A 17,436-nucleotide genomic window follows, 5' to 3' on the forward strand; every position below is an offset into this window, starting at 1 on the left:
AAACATAAAATCAAGTTACTATTTCAGTCATAAAATATCACATCAAAAAACAAACGTGTTTTCTTCTAAAAAATATTTAAAATCTAAAAAAAACATTAAATTTGCGCAGACTGACATTATGGAAAAGAAAACACCAAAAAAACAACCAGAACTGCCTGAAACAGGCAAAATCTTATCAAAACCACGTATTTTTTTCGGATTAACATTTATTGTTTTTGCCGGAGTGCTTACGTTGTCTTTTATTTCCTACCTGATGAATTGGAAGGCAGATCAAAGCCAAGCCGGAACAATATTAGACAAGACCATAAAATCATCCAACATATTCGGAAAGCTGGGTGATTGGCTAGGTAATATTTTCATTTTTGAAAGTATAGGAATTGCTTCATTTATTGTTGCATTTCTTTTCGTTGTGTTCGGAACAATGATTCTTAAGAAGAAAATTTTCAAACCTTGGATGACTTTCGGGCATTCTTTATTCTTTATTTGCTGGTTGCCAATTTTATTGGGTGCAATTACGAGAGGTAACGGAAATGGTGGTGTTTTAAGCGGAGTTTACGGTTATCAGATTATGGATTCTCTTTCCGCAATCATAGGAGATGTGGGTCTTTGGGTTGTTTTAATTGTGAGTATTGCACTTTATTTTATTCTTGAATTTAATCTTCGTCCAAGTTCTATTAAAGCAAAACTAGATACGATCAACGAAAATACGATTGGAAAAGTAAAATCAATGTTGCCTAATTCTGAGCAAAGTTTTGATGCGGATCAGGAATTGGAAGAAGAAATTAGAGCAGAGGAAAAAGAAAAAGATTTAAATATTACCGTAACAGATATTTCGGAAAATAAAAAAAATAAAGAAGTTGCTGTAAAATCTGAACCAATTATTCAGGAGAATTTGAATGTTGCAAATGTTGAAACAATTGTAACACCCAATCAAACTTCTTTTGAGCAGGAAAAAGAATTAGCACCGATTTTAAATCTAGACTTAGATACAAAACCAATTATTCCTACTGTAAAACCGGAAGATGCTTTTGAAGTTCATTCTAATTTTTCTACTCCGTCACAGGATGATATTAAATTTAAAGTAGAAGTTGCTCCTGTAATCGATATTATTGATGATGCTGACAAGCAATCTCAAGATTTGGTTGACAAACACGGTTTGTATGACCACAGGTTAGACTTGGCTAAATTTCAAATGCCTCCAATCGATTTATTAAAAGAATATGGTAATGAGGAAATTTCTATTAATAAAGAAGAATTAGAAGAAAATAAAAACAAAATTGTTGGTCTTCTGAAGAATTTCAACGTCGGAATTGCTGAAATTAAAGCGACGATCGGACCTACAGTTACTTTGTACGAAATTGTTCCCGAAGCTGGAATCAGAGTTGCTTCTATTAAAAAATTACAGGATGATATTGCCTTGAATCTTTCCGCTTTAGGAATCAGAATTATTGCACCGATGCCAGGAAAAGGAACAATAGGAATTGAGGTTCCAAGAAAAAATCCTACGATGGTTTCTATGAGATCGGTGATTGCTTCTCAGAAATTCCAAAATACAGATATGGATTTGCCTGTTGTTTTCGGTAAAACCATTTCTAATGAAGTATTTATGGCAGATTTGTCTAAAATGCCTCACCTTTTGATGGCAGGAGCAACCGGACAAGGAAAATCTGTCGGAATCAATGCTATCTTGACTTCCCTACTTTACAAAAAACATCCAAGTGAACTGAAGTTTGTGATGGTAGATCCTAAAAAAGTGGAACTTTCTTTATATTCAAAAATTGAAAGACATTATCTGGCAAAACTTCCTGATTCTGATGATGCTATTATTACCGATACCAATAAAGTAATCAACACTTTGAATTCTCTTTGCGTTGAGATGGATCAGCGTTATGATTTGCTTAAAAATGCTTTCTGTAAAAATTTAAAGGAATACAATAAAAAATTTAGTGAAAGAAAATTAAATCCTGAAAACGGACACCGTTATTTACCATATATCGTTTTGGTGGTGGATGAGTTTGCAGATTTAATTATGACCGCCGGAAAAGAAGTTGAACTTCCGATTGCAAGATTGGCGCAGCTGGCAAGAGCGGTAGGAATTCACTTAATTGTTGCAACACAGAGACCTTCCGTAAACGTAATTACGGGTATGATTAAAGCTAATTTCCCTGCGAGAGCGGCATTTAGAGTAATTTCAAGTGTAGATTCGAGAACGATTTTGGATTCTACAGGTGCAGATCAGCTGATCGGAAAAGGTGATATGCTTTATTTTAACGGTAATGAAATTTTAAGACTTCAATGTGCTTTCGTTGATACTCCTGAAGTTGAAAGACTGGCAGAATTTATCGGTGAGCAAAAAGGGTACGCTTCAGCATTCATGCTTCCTGAATTTGTTTCTGAAGAAGCAACCAGTACAGTCGGAGCATTTGATCCCAACGAAAAAGATGCGTTATTTGAAGATGCGGCAAGAATTATTGTTTCAACACAGCAAGGCTCTACGTCAATGCTTCAAAGACAGTTGAAATTAGGATATAACAGAGCCGGAAGAATTATGGATCAATTGGAAGCAAGCGGTATTGTTGGTGGATTTAACGGTGCAAAAGCAAGAGAAGTTCTTATCAGCGATTTGTATTCTTTGGAACAGTTTTTGGAAGATCTGCGAAATTAAATTCAGAAAATCAATATTTTTAACTTTTAAGTTTAATGAAAGTCTAAAGAATAGAAAAATTAGAAAAATCAAAATGAAAAAATTAGTTTCAAAAATAGTTTTAGGAGCATTTGTAGTGGGAAGTATGAGTTTGGTTCAGGCTCAGAAAATTGATGCTAAAGCAAAAAAGATACTTGACGATATTACGGCAAACTACAATTCTAAGAAAAATTCTTATTTTAAATTTGCTTTCGGAAGCGGAATGAACGGAGCTGTTTCTAAAACAGAGCCCGGAATTTATTATTCTGCAGGAGATAAATATAAGTTGAAAATCATGGAAACAGAACAGATTTTCGACGGAAATAAAATCTACAATATCAATACAGAAGATATGGAAGTTACCGTTGCAAAACCAAACGGAAGCAGCACGATGTTTTCTCCTATCAATTATTTAACGTCTTACAGAAAAGATTACAATGTGGCGTATAGCGGTAAAAAAACAGTTGATGGCGTAAATGCAGATTTAATTAAACTGACTCCTGTAAAAGCAAACGGATTAAAGTACATATATCTTTATGTAGATTCTGCGAAAAAGCAAATGCTTAAGCTTGAACAGCACGGAAACAATAAAGACATCTCTGTAATTTCTATCAAAGAATATAAAGAAAATCAGCAATTAGACCCGAATATGTTTGTTTTTGACAAATCAAAATTCAAAAATTATCTGGTTACAGAATTATAATTCTAAATAAATATTAAAATTTCAAGTCACAAAGAAAACTTTGTGGCTTTTTCATTAATTTTGGCGAATGTTTAAAATATTAGACCGATATATCATCAAGACCTTTTTTGGTCCGTTTTTATTTATATTCAGTGTTCTGTTTTTTATTTTTATTGTAAACATTATCTGGATTCAGCTTGGTCAGTTTATGGGTAAAGGGTTAACCACTTTACAGATCATGAAACTCCTTTTTTATCTTGGAGTAAGTGTTGTAAGTATGGTTTTGCCTTTAACGGTTCTTTTGGCGAGTATCATGTCTTTCGGTGAACTGGGAGAACGGTACGAACTTGCAGCGATGAAAGCCGCCGGAATTTCTTTAACGCGAGTAATGATGCCGCTTTTGGGTGTAACTGCTGTTTTAGCAGTCATGCTATTTTTCTTTTCAAATAATATCATTCCCGATTTTCAGCGAAAAGCAAAGAATATGCTTTTTAATATCGCTCAAACAAAACCTGCATTGAATTTCACTCCAGGACAATTTATTGATCAGATTCCCGGTTATATGGTGAAATTTGATAAGATTCAGGGAGAAGAAGGTCGAGATTTAGACGGAATTTTCATCCATAAAAAAGCAAGTAATTTTGAAAATCAGCAAACAATTGTTGCAAAAAAAGGAAAATTTGCCAATGCAAAAAACAGAAACTTTATGCAGCTTCAATTATTTGACGGATATATTATTGAAGATTCTCACGCCGGAAAATCAGATAATGTAAGAGCTAAACAACCCGATCAAGCCATTAAATTTGATACGTTGGTTACTCATTTTGACATCAGTGAATTGATTAATAAAGCCATCGAAAAAGAACAAATTACAGATGATTATCGTTTTCAGACCTATACAGAACTTTTAGCGACCATTGATAAAACTAAAAAAGATAACACCAAGACTGCAGAAAATATCAGTAATGACATTATCAATCAAACCAATTCTGTTATTACTTACATGGAGAAAAATAAAACTAAAGCTCCGGTAAAATCTCAGTATAAATTAGATTCAATAAAAGGTGATAAAAAACTTCAGATATTGACTAATGCCTATTCAAGATTGGATAATTTGAAAACCAATTTAGATACAAAAAATAAAGAGCTTGATCCAAGTGTAAAATATTTCAGTAAAGTGGTAATTTATCAGCAGAGAATCCTCACCTACTCTTTTACATGTATCATTTTCTTTATGATTGGTGCGAGTTTAGGATCGATTATCCGAAAAGGAGGAATGGGAGTTCCGGTAATTATCGCAATTGTGATATTCATTATTTTCTACGTCATCAATGTTGGTTTTGAAAACGTTGCATGGTCAGGAAAAATGAGTCCATATCTTGCAGCTTGGCTTCCAAATATTATTTTATTCCCTTTTGGAATTTTAATGACTTACAAAGCTTTGACAGATTCTCAACTATTCGATTCTGAAAAGTACAAAACCTTCTTCAAACCGCTTACAAAAGTTTTCGTCAAACAGAAAGAACATAAACGCTATCAATAATGATTAAATCCGGAAGTTTTTCCGGATTTTTCTTTCTAACAAATAACAAAAGGTGTTTTACATTCTTTCTCTAAAAATTTAAAAAAATTGAATATTAAAATTTCTTTAAAAGATTGGTCTTGCTTTACTACATTTGAACAGAAAATTATTTTCTAAAATTACTTAATCAGCATATTTTTTGCTTCTCTCAAAAACCAAATCTTAATTAATGAAAAAACTTATTCTTTTACCAAGTCTTATTTTTCTATTTTCGTGTGAAAACAAAAATAAAGAATCAATTGACGTAAAATCTTCTTCAGATAGCTTACAAAATATTTCAACAAAAGATTCTTTAAAAAATAATTCCCCGCAAAATATAGATGAAATCAAAGTAGAATATGAATCATTAAATAATCAATTAATTGCTAAGAAACTAGATTCTGCAAGTTTTGATTATGAGTGTGATGAAATTTCGGGGAATGTGGTTTATTATAGCTCAAATGGAGAATTGAAAAGCATCAAACATTTTTATGCAGACAGTCATTTTTCTTCTGTAGAAAATTATTATCTGAAAAATGGTAAACCTTTTTTTATATTTAAAGATGATACTGTTTGGAATTTTGACGGCGGAACTCCCGAAAAACCCGAAACAAAAGATGAAGTAGAACAGCAACGAATTTATATCGTCAATGAAAAACCTGTCGAATGTTTAGAAAAGAAATTCACTATAAAATCCAGCTCTAAAAATAATCCGAAACCTGAAAATGTTCAGAATATTCAAAGTAAAAACTGTTCGTATTCAGAATTACAGAAAATTTTTGAAGTTCTTCTAAAAAATAAAGACAAGAAAGGAAAAACTACTTGTATTCAATAAAAAAGAAAAAGAGGCTTCATCACTGAAACCTCTTTTATATTTAAAAACCGAAAGTTATACTTTCATAATTTCAGCTTCTTTTGTCTTAAGGTGATCGTCACAAAGTTTTACGTGCTTATCTGTAAGTACTTGAATTTCTTCTTCAGTTCCTTTGATTGCATCTTCAGAAACTCCTTCCAGTTTCTTTAGTTCTTTGATTCCGTTTTGTCTTGCGTTTCTTACAACGATTTTTGTATCTTCAGTTTCTCCTTTAGCCTGTTTTGCCAATTCTCTTCTTCTGTCTTCCGTCAGAGGCGGAACGTTAAGGATGATATTTTCCCCATTATTAGAAGGTGCAAATCCTAAGTTAGAATTAATAATAGCTTTTTCAATAGCGTTGATTGCCGTTCTATCCCAAGGTTGAATAGAAATTGTCATCGCATCGGGTACAGAAACGTTAGCAACCTGATTAAGAGGAGTTGGAGCACCATAATATTCTACCATCACATCCTGAACCATGCTCGTAGATGCACGTCCCGCTCTGATTCTTTGAAATGCATGATCCAAGTGCTTTATAGCTGCTTCCATATCATGTTTTACAGATTCTACGATAAGATCTAATTCTTCCATTATATAATAAAAATTTGATAAGTTACACATTGATTAAAGATGAGTAATAAGTAATGGGTAATAAGTAATCATAATGCTAAAAACCTAATCCCTGAAATCTATTATCTTCTATCTAATTATAAATTAACTAATGTTCCTACATTTTCTCCGTCTACAATTCTCAATAAATTACCGTCTTTATTCATATCAAAAACAATAATTGGCAATTTATTTTCGTGGCTTAAAGTAAAGGCAGTCATATCCATCACCTTAAGGTCTTTTTCAAAAACTTCTTCGAAAGTTAAAGAATTATATTTTACTGCATTTTCATTTTTCTCAGGATCGCTGTCGTAGATTCCGTCTACTCTTGTTCCTTTTAAGATAACATCAGCTCCGATTTCGATAGCTCTTAATGTTGCTGCAGTATCTGTTGTAAAATATGGATTTCCGGTTCCTGCTCCGAAGATTACTACTCTACCTTTTTCAAGATGTCTTACAGCTCTTCTTTTAATGAAAGGTTCTGCAACTTTGTCCATTTCAATAGCAGATTGAAGTCTTGTTTTGATTCCTGCATCTTCCAAAGCGCCTTGTAAAGCCATTCCGTTGATTACGGTTGCAAGCATTCCCATGTAGTCACCCTGTACTCTATCCATCCCTTTTGCAGCTCCTGCTACACCACGGAAAATATTTCCTCCTCCTATTACGATTGCTATTTCACAACCTCTGTCAACCACTTTTTTGATTTCCTGAGCATATTCCATCAGTCTATCGGTATCAATACCATATTGTCTGTTCCCCATTAATGCCTCACCGCTCAGTTTCAGAAGGATTCTTTTATATTTCATCTTAAATTTTAATAATAGTTTTTGAGAATTAATTTCCTTAAAAATTAACTTTGCAAATATAATCATTATAAATATTGAAAAAAGAAAAATATTATACATAAATAATGGTAGAAATATTTTGATAAGTAGCAAAAAGGATTATTTTTGCATTAATTAAATACTGATTTGAAGAAAGTTCTAATTTTTTCACTATTTCTTTCGGGAATTGTTTCATTTGCACAATCTGGAACAAACGTTTACTCTTTCTTGAATATTCCCGTTTCTGCGAGACAGGCTGCTTTAGGTGGCGACGCTATTACCATGAGAGATTACGATGTATCTTTTGCGATTGCCAATCCGGCTTTGTTGAATAAAGATTCAGATAAACAACTTTCTGTAAATGCCTCGACTTATTTAGCAGATTCGAAATTCGGAACGGTTGCTTTTGCTAAAGATCTTGATAACGGTCACATGGTAACTTTAAACGCAAGATATTTAAGCTATGGAAATATCCCGAGAACCGACGAAAGTGGTTTTGAAATGGGAGAATTTTCAGCTTCAGACGTTGCTGTCGGAGCTGGTTATGCTTATCAGTTTGAAGAAGATTGGACGATTGGTGGTGGATTAAATTTTGTTACTTCAAAAATCGATACGTATACCTCTTCTGCAATCTCTGGAACTGCGGGCGTTACGTATCACAATAAAATAAATAAAGAAGTTGCTTCAGTAGTTTTTAGAAACTTCGGTTATCAGTTTAAATCATTTAATGGTGAAAGAGAAAACCTTCCTTTTAGAATAGATTTAGGATATACAAGAATTTTAAAAGCGATTCCTTTAGCGATTACAATTACGGCGCACGATTTACAGAAATTTGATATTTCTACTGATTATAATATTAACGGACAAGAAGTTGGTTTCGGAAGAAAACTTGCCGATCACTTTTCTTTAGGTGCTGAACTTTTCCCTGAAAAAGGGTTCAATATAAGATTAGGTTATAATGTAAGAAGAGGAAATGAATTAGCTGTGGCAGATCAAAGAAACTTCACAGGTATTTCAGGAGGATTTGGTTTAAAAATATCAAAATTCCGTTTAGATTATGCTCATGTAAGATATCATAACTCTTCCAATGTGAACCAAATTGGTATTTCTGTTGACTTAAGTGGTAACAGAGGACAATAAATTTCATTTAAATTTAAAATTATTCAGGTTTATACTTGAAACCTTCTTGATTTTTTCAGAAAATTTCTTGAAATTTGTGATATGAAAAAACCAGTAATTGCTATTGATGGCTATTCTTCTACAGGAAAAAGCTCAATCTCAAAAATTATTGCCGAAAAATTGGGAATTGTACACTTAGATACAGGTGCACTTTATCGTGGTATCACTTGGTTTGCATTACAAAACTGTGTAGATGATAATGGAAATATCGATTTACAGGAACTTTTCAAATCATTTCATATAATCAAACTTGAATTTAAAAAAGTGGAGGATGAATTGGTTTTATATTTAAATCATATTAACGTCTCCAAAGAAATTCGTACTGCTGAAGTTTCAAATAATGTAAGTTTGATAGCTAAGCAAAAAGAAGTAAGAGATTTTTTGTTAGAAACTCAAAGGTCAATCGCTAGAAATGGCGGGGTTATTATGGATGGAAGAGACATCGGAACTGTAGTTTTACCTGATGCTGATTTTAAATTTTTCCTTACTGCAAGTATCGATGAACGCACAAAAAGACGATATAATGAGCTTCTTGCCATGGGAATAGAATCTGATGAGGCTGAAGTGAAAGAAAACCTTATTGCAAGAGATAAAATTGACAGTGAAAGAGAAATCGCACCTTTAAAACAAGCTGAAGATGCAATTTTGATTGATAATACAAAGATGACAAAAAGTCAAACTATTGACGCTATTTTGTTACAGATAACAAAAATCAATACTTTTTACTAGATAAACCTGCTTTGGTATGTTAATTGTAACCTTTTAAAACGTAAAACTAGTATTTATTAACTATTAAAAAAACAAAAAATGTCTAGAAAAGAAAACAATACAGCGGGTATTTTAGCAGGACTTTTAGCAGGTGCTGCAGCAGGTGTAATTTTAGGAATGCTTTACGCTCCGGAAGAAGGTAAAGAAACAAGAAAAAAAATCAAAAATAAAGCAAACGATCTTAAAGATCAGGCAAAAGATAAGTATGGTGAAGTTTCTGAAAGAGTAAAAGACCAGTATGGTAACATCTCTTCTACTTTCAAAGAAACTGCAAATAATGTTGCTCACACTGTGAAAGACGGATACGATAAATACAAAGATCAAATTGTTTCTAAAACGACTGACATGGTAAAAGATGTAGAGTCTAGCCTGAACGATCTTAAATGATAATATTTAATTTTAATTAAATAAAAAAGGAACTTTAGTCTAAAGAGTTCCTTTTTTTGTAACTTTTAAAAAAATAAAAGGATGATAGAAACTATAAAAGAATACGCATCAAAAAGAATAGATTTGCTTAAAATTGAGGCTACAGAAAAATCTTCAATTTCGGCAGGTGTTATCGCTTATCTTGTGATATTATTGGTAGCTTTTGCCTTTTTTATTATTCTTTTTAACTTCGGGTTGGCTTTTTTACTGGGAAAAGCTCTCAATAATACTTCTTATGGGTTTTTAATTGTTGCGGCATTTTATTTTGTAATAATGATTTTAGTTGCTACCTTTAAGAAACGAATCGTGCATATGGTTGCAAATAGAGTAATTGAATTTTTAAATCACTAAACTATGGGAAGAAATTACGAGAGTCTGGAAGAATTAAAAAGGAAAAAGAGACTTTTAAAAGGTGAAATAAGTGATTTAGAAAATCTTTTAACTTTTAAAAACACAAAAGAAAGTCTAAGTGCATTTACAAATGGGCTTACAGATCAGTATCTAAAAGAACAGATTGATGAAGAGGGTGAAGAAAAAACAGTTATCAGAAAAGATGTTATCGCAAAACAGATCACATCTGAAGTAAAAGACCTTTTTCTTAGCAGGAATACGGCAATGGGAATTGCAGGCGGAGCTTTCAAAGGTGATGCAATAGATACTGTTATAAAACTTGCAGTAACTGCCTTTGTTGCAAATTATGCAAAGAAAAATATGAAAAGTTCAAACTGGAAAAAGAAAATTTTAGGAGCTGCTTTAATTTATGTTGCGCCGATGGCTTTAAAATTTGTTCGCACCAAGTTGGAGGCTTATCAAAAAACAAAAAGTGTTTCCAGCATGGAGCAACTTATATAATCTGAGAAGTTAGAATATAGAGGTTAGAAGTTAGTGTAAAATAAAATTTGTTTTACTAATTTTTAACCTCTAATTTCTAATTTCTTTTTTATTTTGAAAACATTTGTCCCAAAATTATCCCTGCAGCCATTGAAACATTCAGACTTTCTGTAGACTGCGATTTCCCAAATCTTGGAATACTTATTTTTTTGTGAAGAAGTTTCTCTGTTTCGTCACGCATTCCGTTTCCTTCGTTTCCTAAAATTAAATTGATCTTTTTTGGTTTTTCAAAATTGTAAATATTTTCGCCATCCATATCGGTTCCAACATTAATATTTTCTGTATTTGAAAGGTATTCAACCAAATTACAGTACACGATATTCACTCTTGTAAAAGATCCCATTGTTGCCTGAATTACTTTAGGGTTATAAAAATCTACCGTATCTTCACTGCAAATAATTTGCTCTATTCCGAACCAATCTGCTAAGCGTATAATTGTCCCTAAATTTCCAGGATCTTGAATTCCATCTAAAACCAGTTGGAAATCTTTATCCTCAAACTGCGATTTTTCTAATAATTCACATACTGCCACAGAATCTTTAGGATTTTGCAGAAAACTTATCTTTTTGAGTTCATTTTCAGTGATGTGTGTAAATTGTACCTCTTTGGACAGAAAATTGTTAGGTTCTGTAGAAAATATTTCTTTAATTTTAAAGTTAGAATTAGGAAGTTCAAGAATAGTTTTATTCCCTTCAACCAAAAACAAATTGTATTTTTGCCTGAACTTCTTTTTATCTAAAGACTGTAAAATTTTAATTGTATGAGCTGTAAGCATTTTAAGAATTCTCCTCAAAAATATTATAAAATAATATCATTTGCAACATTTGTTGGTTTACTTTATGCGTGTAGTACCACAAAAAAAGTTCCGGATGGAGAATATCTGCTTACTCAAAACAATTTTGAGTTTGAAGATAAGAAACAGTTTTTCGATGAAGAACTGAAAGATTATGTTCAGCAAAAGCCCAATAAAAAGCAATTGCTTTTCATGCCTTTGAGTCTTCTTTTATATAATGCAGCCAATCCTAAATACGATACAATTCTTAATGAATACATGACTTATCCGAGTGAAATGAGAAATCAGAAACTTCGGGATTCTCTTTTTATTAAATACAACATGCAAAGCAGTGTTGGGAAGAGTCTTTTTATGGATAGATTGTATCATAATTGGGGAACTCCGCCTGTAATTTTAGATCAGACAAGAACTGAAAAAAGTGCTCAGTCTATCGAAAAAAGAATGACTTACAGAGGTTTTTGGGATTCTGAAGTAAAGTTTGCTCACAAATTAGATTCTGCCAATAAAAAAGCATCCGTACAATATTCAATTAAACACAATAGTCCTACTATTATTAAAGAATATTATTACAATATTCCAGATCCGGGAATCAGAGGACTTTTTCAGCAAAGAATTAACGAAAGTTTAGTAAGAAGCGGAAGACTGCTTGATCAGACTTTTTTAGAAAAAGAAATTGTACGAATTAATGATTGGATGCGAGAAAATGGATATTACCGTTTTAATGCTGGAAATGATGAGGTTGGTTTCATTGCAGATACTTTGAGAAGCAGAAAAGAAGTTCCTTTGGTTTTGGAAATTCATAAAGATTCGATAGATCGACCTTATAAAAGAGCTACTTTCGGAAATATCGATGTTGCAATTGTTGATCGTAACAGAGATTTTCCGAGACGAACCGTTAAAGACAGTTTAAGAAGAGTGAGATTTCACAAAGTAAATGATAATTATAAATCTGCAGCGCTGTGGAGAGCTGTGATTGTTGATAATAAAGCAGTTTATGATCAGAAAAAATTAGATCTTACTAAAAGAAACTTTTTGGCTATGAATAATTTTAGCATTTTAAAAGCCAGGGATTCTTTGAGACAAGGTGGCGGAACATCTCCAAATGATAGTATTGTAGATGTTTTATATGTTCTTAAACCACTTGATAAATATCTTTTAAAAGGTGGAACAGATCTAAATTATTCTCAGTTTTTAAATTGGGGGATATCTCCTTCTGGAGATTTGACAACAAGAAATATTTTCGGAGGAGCAGAAAACCTTACGACAAGTCTTGCAGGAACTTTTGGATCTATCAGAAATCCTAAAAATTTAGATAAAAGAATTTTAGCATATGAATATTCGGCGCAAGCTTCATTAAGCTTCCCAAGGTTGCTATTGCCATTTAATTATTATAAATTAATTCCGAAAAGATATACTCCAACTTCATCGATTGTTTTGGGAGCGTCGGTACAGAATAATATCGGTTTGGGAAGAACCAATTTCAATACAGGTTTAAATTATTTTGCCAACGTTAATGATCAGGTTTCTCATAGATTAACGCTGTTTAATACACTCTTTAGTTTAACTAAAAATAAAGATAGTTATTACGACTTTTTTGTGAGTGATAATGCAATTCGAGAGACTGTTTTTAGTGATTATTTTAATTATAATCCAACAGCTCAACAGGAACTTCAAGCAGGAATATTAACAAGAGATCAGGTTTCTGAGCAGATTATTAAAGATCTTGGCTATGTTGCAACGCTTGATGCTAAAAAGGCTGATGATTTATTATCTTTTCTGGGAACACTTACTAATAAAGACAGACAAACGCAGGATGTTTTAATTTCATCGATGGTGTATAATTTTGTTTATAACGAAATTGGCAAAAAAGATTACCCAAACGCTTTTTATTTTAATGGAAAGGTTGAATTGTCAGGGAATATTCCAAGTCTTTTTAATCAGAAAAGAAATGATGGCGGTGGAATTTTAAGAAGTCCTGAAAGAACAATTTTTGGAATTCCCTATGCTCAGTTTGTGAAATTTGATTTTGATATAAGAAAATATTTTAAGTTCAATGGAGATCAGACTTTGGTTCTTCGTCAATTTATTGGTTTGGGAATTCCCTACGGAAACTCTTCTACAATGCCGTTTGTAAGATCTTACTTTAATGGTGGAGCCAATGACATTCGAGCTTGGGTTGCATTTGGAGGTTTAGGTCCGGGTGGATCTCAGATTGATGAAAGGGTGCGTACTTATTTGATGGGAAATATAAAACTGACCACAAATATTGAATATCGAGTTCCATTTACAGATATGTATCAAGGCGCAATTTTTACCGATATTGGTAACGTTTGGAATACTGAAAACAATGGTTTTGACGATCAGTTTAAATTTAATAAATTCATCAGAGAAATGGGAATAGGAAGCGGATTCGGATTAAGAGTGAATGTTGCTTACATCACATTAAGAGTAGATTTAGCCTACAAAATCTATGATCCCAACAAAACGGATGGTGAAAGATGGAGATTTAATGACATTAAACCATTGAAACCAACTTTAAATATTGCCTTCGGATATCCTTTCTAATCTGGAGAAATTCCCAAAGTAAAATAAACTACAGCAGCCACTCTTGCGAGAATTTCGCGGGATTGGTTTCTGTAATAACTTTCAGGTTTTGTAACATCTTGTGCATCAAATCCCAAAGCATTCATATTATTGTTTCTTGCAAAAAACAAAGCTCTTAAATTGTGAAATCCTTGCGAAACTATAATCACATTTTTCTTCTTGTAAATGTCTTTGCAACGTAAAATGCTTTTATAGGTATTAAATCCTTCCGGATCTTCAATAATAATATCTTCAGGAACACCTTCTTGGTAAATCAGATAATTTTTCATTGCAGCGGGTTCGTTGTATCCTCGGCTTTTTTCGCCACTTACGATAATTTTTTTAATTTTTCCGTGATGATACAGCAGTGCAGTTGCATCCATTCTTTTGGTAAAATAAGGATTTGAAAGTCCGGAACGCATTCTTGGTGATGTTCCCAAAACCAAAGCTATTTCACGGGGAGGAATTTTTGAGATTTTATTATATGTTCTACCATTGGTCAAACCGAAAACCCAAGCATTCGACAAACATATCAGAAGAAAAACAATTTCTACTGATACGAAGAATAATTTGAATATGTATCGGATGATTCTCAATTAAAATCAAAGTTAAGTTTTATTTTCTTTGTTTTTGCAATAGACATACAAGCTAAAATTTTCCCTTGTGCTTCTTCTTTTTCGGTTAAATATTCATTTTCGAGCAGTTCAACTTCGCCTTCTTCCAAAGTACATTCACAACTTCCGCAAATCCCTGATTTACAGGAATACGGAACAGGAAATCCTTGGGTTAATAACTGTTGCAAAATTTTCTCACGATTATCTTGTAATTCAGACTTATACAATTTTCCAAGCATCTTAAAATCTACCTGAACATCTCTAATCAAAGGGAATTCTTCTTCTATTGGGTAAATATCGTCATTAAACTCTTCAAATAATTCAAAATGAATATTTTTTTTTGGAATACCATGATGATAACAGGCGTTTGCCAAAGTTTTAATCATCTCTCCTTTTCCACAAATCAAAACTTCATCTACGGCATCCCAAATCGTAGATTCTTCATCAGTATCATCCAAATGCAAGATTTGATTGATAATTAAATTTAATTTTTTTGCATCCAATCTTCCATAAAAAAGCTGATCTGCTGTTTTTTCTTGTGAATAAAAATAGAAAATCTGCAGTCTATCGTTGTATTTTTTAGCTAAATCATCCAGCAAATCTCTGTAAATTAAATCCCCAGTATTTTTATTTCCAAAAAAAAGAAAAAGTCTAGTTCGTGGTTCGTTATGAAGGATATTTTTGAAATGGCTTAAAATCGGAGTAATTCCTATTCCTGCGGCAAAACCAACAATCGTTCTGAATTCATGAGGTTTTGAGACTAAAGTAAATCTTCCGTTTGGTTCGCTTATCAAAATTTCATCGCCAATTTCGTAATTGTTAAATAATTGAGAAGTTGCTCCTTCTTGTGAATTTATTTTTATTCCTAAACTTATTTTTTGCTCATACGGAGCCGACGTCATTGAATAATCATTAATAACATCTTCACCATGAGATTTAAATTTTATGCTAACGAACTGCCCTGCTTCAAATTGAAAATTATCTTTCAAATCCTCAGGAATTTCGAGCTCCAAAGAAAAAGTATTTTTGGTCAGCTTTTCTTTTTTAGCTATTTTTAACCGATGAAACTGCGTCAGTTTCCCTTTATAGATTTGTTGTTCCATACTTCATTTCAAAAATAAATAAAAAATAATTATGAAATCGTCATTGCGTCAATTTTTCTTAAAACAGAATTAATTGAAATGCTGATGATGGAAACCTTAAAACCAATAAATATTTCCGTATGAAAAAAATAATTTTATCAACGCTTTTGATTACCGCTTTGGTGAGTTGTAAAAAAGAAGCCGAAAAAACGGAAGATAATCTTACCACAATCGATTCTATAGATACTCAAAATACTGCGGAACGTGAACCCGTAATCAATTCATTGAAATTTTTGTCAACAAAAGAAACTTCAGATTATTTACAGAAAAAAAATGACACATTATACATTACAAATTTCTTTGCGACTTGGTGTGGACCATGTGTGAGAGAAATTCCTTATTTTAAAACAAAAATTGAAGAATTAAAAGATAAACCTGTAAAAATTACTTTTGTAAGTTTAGATCAAAAAGAAATCTGGAATACGGAAGTTCCCCGTTTTACAACACAACACGGAATTCAAAATCATACGATTTTATTAGACGGACAACTTTTGGATGCTAATTTTTTCCAATCAAATTTTAAACAATGGGATGGCGGTGCAATTCCGTTTACTTTCATGAGAAGAGGCAATAAAACCGATGAAACTTTGGGAATGATGAGTGAAAGCCAACTAAACGAGAAAATATCTTCTCTTTTGAAATAAAGTTTAGTTAAAATCTCTCATGTCTAAAAAATTTAAAATTCTGTGTTTTCTTTTATTAATCGCAATAATTCTAACGGCGATTATTAATTTGAACACAGGATTTTTAAGTCTAAATTCTCTGGATTTTTTCACAGAATCTTCCAATAGTCAGATTGCTGAAATTCGGGTAAATAGAGTTTTAGTAATGCTTTTAGCAGGAATTTCCATTCCGACTTCAGGTTTTTTGATGCAGGAATATTTCCAGAACCCTTTAGCTGGACCTGATATTTTAGGAATCACTTCTGTATCAAGTTTATCAGTCGCTTTTTATATATTTTTTTCAAATAGTGTTATTCTTCCCGAATTTCTTCAAAATAGCTTTTTAAGTTTAGCCGCAATTGGAGGAAGTTTGTTATTGATGTTGGTTTTACTTTCCATGTCGAATAAATTTCAGGATAAGTCTTACTTAATTATTTTTGGTTTTTTGGTTTCGGCTTTTGCAGGAGCTATTGTTTCCTTACTTCAGTTTTACGCTGAAAATCAAAGCTTAAAAAACTATATTTTATGGTCTTTCGGAGCAAATAATATGGTAACGAGAAATCAGATTTATGTTTTATCAATTTTAGTTTTAATAGGATTATTTATCTGTTTTAAAACGATAAAACCTTTAATTGGAAATTCGTTGGGAACTTCTTATGCACAAAGTTTAGGCGTAAATTTAAATCAATTAAAAATCTTTATTATTGTTGCATCTTCCCTACTTTCGGCATCAATTACAGCATTTTTAGGGCCTATTTTATTTATTGGAATCATAGTTCCGCATTTTTGCAGACTGATTTATAATCCTGCAAAACTTTGGCAGCAATGGATTTTGAATATGTTTTTGGGAGTATTGATGATGCTCCTTTTTTCAATTGTTGCAGAAAAAACACAGATTCCTTTGAATGTGATAAGTTCAATATTTGGAATTCCTGTGATATTGATGATGCTTTTGAAGCAGAATAAAGTGTGAAATGGTGAATAAAGTCAATGAGTGAATTGTCAATTTTAAATTCTCTTGAAGATTTTGTTAATTGAGCAGATGATTAAAAGTATTTTAATTAAACTTGGATAATATAAAAATGATACGTCCACTTTGTCATTCCGTATGAATCTAAACTAACTTTGTAGAGATGCTTCAGCGTGACAAATAAACCGGAAATAAA

The 17,436-nt window shown here is 32.2% G+C and carries 17 protein-coding genes; 12 read left to right on the plus strand and 5 right to left on the minus strand.

Annotation, left to right across the window (positions count from 1 at the left end):
* The first annotated feature begins 118 nt into the window (after positions 1-118).
* The 4 genes from OEA66_RS09405 to OEA66_RS09420 all read left to right on the plus strand — a co-directional run bounded on the left by OEA66_RS09405 (position 119) and on the right by OEA66_RS09420 (position 5,761).
* Positions 119-2,665 carry a DNA translocase FtsK gene (locus tag OEA66_RS09405; protein ID WP_267281128.1) on the plus strand — a complete coding sequence of 849 codons (2,547 nt, stop codon included), beginning with the start codon at positions 119-121 and terminating at the stop codon, positions 2,663-2,665.
* 73 nt (positions 2,666-2,738) lie between these two features.
* Positions 2,739-3,386: an outer membrane lipoprotein periplasmic chaperone LolA1 gene (gene lolA1 / locus OEA66_RS09410; RefSeq protein WP_267281129.1), complete on the plus strand. Its 648-nt coding sequence runs from the start codon at positions 2,739-2,741 to the stop codon at positions 3,384-3,386.
* A 67-nt stretch (positions 3,387-3,453) separates the two neighbouring features.
* On the plus strand, positions 3,454-4,908 hold the full coding sequence (locus OEA66_RS09415) for an LptF/LptG family permease (protein ID WP_267281130.1): 1,455 nt from the start codon (positions 3,454-3,456) through the stop codon (positions 4,906-4,908).
* 208 nt (positions 4,909-5,116) lie between these two features.
* Entirely contained in the window at positions 5,117-5,761 is a 645-nt protein-coding gene (locus OEA66_RS09420; protein WP_267281131.1) for a hypothetical protein, read from the plus strand.
* Between the two features lie 54 nt (positions 5,762-5,815).
* Here OEA66_RS09420 and frr read toward each other — a convergent pair whose 3' ends face one another.
* Both frr and pyrH read right to left on the minus strand, forming a co-directional pair.
* Positions 5,816-6,370 (minus strand): ribosome recycling factor, encoded by a 555-nt coding sequence (gene frr / locus OEA66_RS09425; RefSeq protein ID WP_267281132.1) that lies wholly within the window; start codon positions 6,368-6,370, stop codon positions 5,816-5,818.
* A 116-nt stretch (positions 6,371-6,486) separates the two neighbouring features.
* Positions 6,487-7,194, minus strand: a complete 708-nt coding sequence (pyrH, locus tag OEA66_RS09430) for a UMP kinase (protein WP_267281133.1) — start codon at positions 7,192-7,194, stop codon at positions 6,487-6,489.
* Between the two features lie 165 nt (positions 7,195-7,359).
* Between pyrH and porQ the strand changes: the two genes are divergently transcribed.
* The 5 genes from porQ (at position 7,360) to OEA66_RS09455 (ending at position 10,437) form a co-directional block, all read left to right on the plus strand.
* Positions 7,360-8,352 (plus strand): type IX secretion system protein PorQ, encoded by a 993-nt coding sequence (porQ, locus tag OEA66_RS09435; RefSeq protein WP_267281134.1) that lies wholly within the window; start codon positions 7,360-7,362, stop codon positions 8,350-8,352.
* Positions 8,353-8,433: 81 nt separating this feature from the next.
* Positions 8,434-9,120, plus strand: coding sequence for a (d)CMP kinase (gene cmk, locus OEA66_RS09440; RefSeq protein WP_267281135.1), 687 nt, complete (start codon positions 8,434-8,436; stop codon positions 9,118-9,120).
* Positions 9,121-9,198: 78 nt separating this feature from the next.
* Positions 9,199-9,546 carry a YtxH domain-containing protein gene (locus OEA66_RS09445; RefSeq protein ID WP_267281136.1) on the plus strand — a complete coding sequence of 116 codons (348 nt, stop codon included), beginning with the start codon at positions 9,199-9,201 and terminating at the stop codon, positions 9,544-9,546.
* An 81-nt stretch (positions 9,547-9,627) separates the two neighbouring features.
* Positions 9,628-9,936, plus strand: coding sequence for a phage holin family protein (locus tag OEA66_RS09450; protein ID WP_267281137.1), 309 nt, complete (start codon positions 9,628-9,630; stop codon positions 9,934-9,936).
* 3 nt (positions 9,937-9,939) lie between these two features.
* The gene (locus OEA66_RS09455) at positions 9,940-10,437 is read left to right on the plus strand and encodes a phosphoribosyl-ATP pyrophosphatase (RefSeq protein WP_267266101.1); all 498 of its coding nucleotides are present in this window, start codon (positions 9,940-9,942) and stop codon (positions 10,435-10,437) included.
* An 88-nt stretch (positions 10,438-10,525) separates the two neighbouring features.
* On the opposite strand, the gene OEA66_RS09460 is transcribed toward OEA66_RS09455, so the two are convergent.
* The gene (locus OEA66_RS09460) at positions 10,526-11,251 is read right to left on the minus strand and encodes a TrmH family RNA methyltransferase (protein WP_267281138.1); all 726 of its coding nucleotides are present in this window, start codon (positions 11,249-11,251) and stop codon (positions 10,526-10,528) included.
* Between OEA66_RS09460 and tamL the strand changes: the two genes are divergently transcribed.
* Positions 11,237-13,834: a translocation and assembly module lipoprotein TamL gene (gene tamL / locus OEA66_RS09465; protein WP_267281139.1), complete on the plus strand. Its 2,598-nt coding sequence runs from the start codon at positions 11,237-11,239 to the stop codon at positions 13,832-13,834. The two genes, OEA66_RS09460 and tamL, sit on opposite strands and share 15 nt — an antisense overlap.
* On the opposite strand, the gene OEA66_RS09470 is transcribed toward tamL, so the two are convergent.
* Both OEA66_RS09470 and OEA66_RS09475 read right to left on the minus strand, forming a co-directional pair.
* Positions 13,831-14,448, minus strand: a complete 618-nt coding sequence (locus tag OEA66_RS09470) for a SanA/YdcF family protein (protein ID WP_267281140.1) — start codon at positions 14,446-14,448, stop codon at positions 13,831-13,833. The two genes, tamL and OEA66_RS09470, sit on opposite strands and share 4 nt — an antisense overlap.
* A complete protein-coding gene (locus OEA66_RS09475) occupies positions 14,445-15,569 on the minus strand; it encodes a ferredoxin--NADP reductase (RefSeq protein WP_267281141.1) in 1,125 nt (374 codons plus the stop codon). Before OEA66_RS09475 ends, OEA66_RS09470 begins: the two co-directional genes overlap by 4 nt.
* Positions 15,570-15,688: 119 nt before the next feature.
* Between OEA66_RS09475 and OEA66_RS09480 the strand changes: the two genes are divergently transcribed.
* Both OEA66_RS09480 and OEA66_RS09485 read left to right on the plus strand, forming a co-directional pair.
* Positions 15,689-16,252, plus strand: coding sequence for a TlpA family protein disulfide reductase (locus tag OEA66_RS09480; RefSeq protein WP_267281142.1), 564 nt, complete (start codon positions 15,689-15,691; stop codon positions 16,250-16,252).
* A gap of 19 nt (positions 16,253-16,271) precedes the next feature.
* On the plus strand, positions 16,272-17,243 hold the full coding sequence (locus tag OEA66_RS09485; RefSeq protein WP_267281143.1) for a FecCD family ABC transporter permease: 972 nt from the start codon (positions 16,272-16,274) through the stop codon (positions 17,241-17,243).
* The last annotated feature ends 193 nt before the right edge of the window (positions 17,244-17,436 follow it).

The sequence above is a fragment of the Chryseobacterium luquanense genome (assembly GCF_026460945.1).
GTDB classification, from domain to species: Bacteria; Bacteroidota; Bacteroidia; order Flavobacteriales; family Weeksellaceae; genus Chryseobacterium; species Chryseobacterium luquanense.